Raw genomic sequence first — 1,330 nt, forward strand, 5'->3', positions numbered from 1 at the left:
CATGATACTTAACTCATCATTGCTTTTAGTATCTTTACTTAAAATAGTATCTTTGGTTTCATGATTGATAAATTTAAAAAAGTGTAGTAGGTTGTTTTGTAAATTAACAATTCTTGAGCTTACTGCTTTGTTTATGTATATAAATACTATTAAAGCAATAGCTAAAACTACGAAAAGAGATACTATAATTATAGTTGCTATTAATTTTTCTATAGGCATTTGTATTGAGCCAACTGGAGCTATAGTCACAATAGACCAATAATCATCAGCACCATCCCATACATCAAAGTTTGCTATCGCTGCTCTATTTGCATTTCCTGTAGAAGCTGGTGTGAAGTCAAATAGAGTATTAGTTTGATTTTTTTGTAAATCAATTAATAAATTCGCACTAGGATGCGGGTTGATTTGAGTAATATTTTTGCCTATAAATTCGGTTGCAGGGCTAACTGCTATTAGACCGTTTTTGCCTAATAATAATCTTTGATCGTCTTTAAAAACACTTCTTTCAGGATTTGTAAGCTCATGTTGAAGTTGTGTTAAACTTCCTAAAGCCCCTATAACCCCTATGATTTCTCCTTTTCTTACTATAGGCACAGCAATATTATAAGCTAGAATTTCTTCATTGTTGATAGTAAAATTTTGAGGTCGGCCTATTGATTCTTTTTTATTTTTTATTGCATTTTCAACGCTTTGCTGATTTAAAATAACATCTTCTGCTTGGACTAATTGTACGCCACCTTTTTCTCTTAAAGAAGTGTCGTGCAGTAGCATTAAAAATTTATTTGATTGTGTTAAAAGTTTAGGGTTAATGTCATTATATTTGGAAGTATCAAGAATATGCACATAAATATATGCTATCCAGCCATTAGAATCTAAAGCTCCTTCTAAAATATTTTTAATTCTGCGTTCTTCTATTGTGTCTTGTTCTGCGATGATGCTATCAATGGTGTTTTCTGCACCCATTAGTGTTGAATGTACACTTTCTGTTGCTCCACGGACGATATTTGCATATCTAAAAGCACTTGTTTGAAGTAATTTATCTGCTTCAGTGTGTAAGATATTTGAAGATTGCATAGCAATTACACTTGCTAAAATTCCAATACCTAAGACTATAATTGCAATTACAACAGCAACTATTTTGGTCCCTATTTTTAAATTTGAAAACAATGTATCTCCTTTAATTTATATGTTTAAATTATTAAGATATATTTTATCTTAAGTATAATTATTTTTCAATTAATTAATATTTGTTTGGTATTTCTAATAGTGGACTTGAATGTAAAATGTAGATTTAATAGAGTATCAAAGTTAAACCCATTAAGGGTTTAAC

1 protein-coding gene is annotated in these 1,330 nt (G+C 29.8%); it reads right to left on the reverse strand.

Annotated features, from left to right (window positions below):
- A partial coding sequence (locus L8X28_RS08255) for a hypothetical protein (RefSeq protein WP_263666052.1) occupies positions 1 to 1,167 on the reverse strand: 1,167 nt, incomplete at its 3' end.
- Positions 1,168 to 1,330: the final 163 nt, after the last annotated feature.

Source organism: Campylobacter sp. CNRCH_2016_0050h, assembly GCF_025772605.1.
GTDB lineage: Bacteria > Campylobacterota > Campylobacteria > Campylobacterales > Campylobacteraceae > Campylobacter_D > Campylobacter_D lari_D.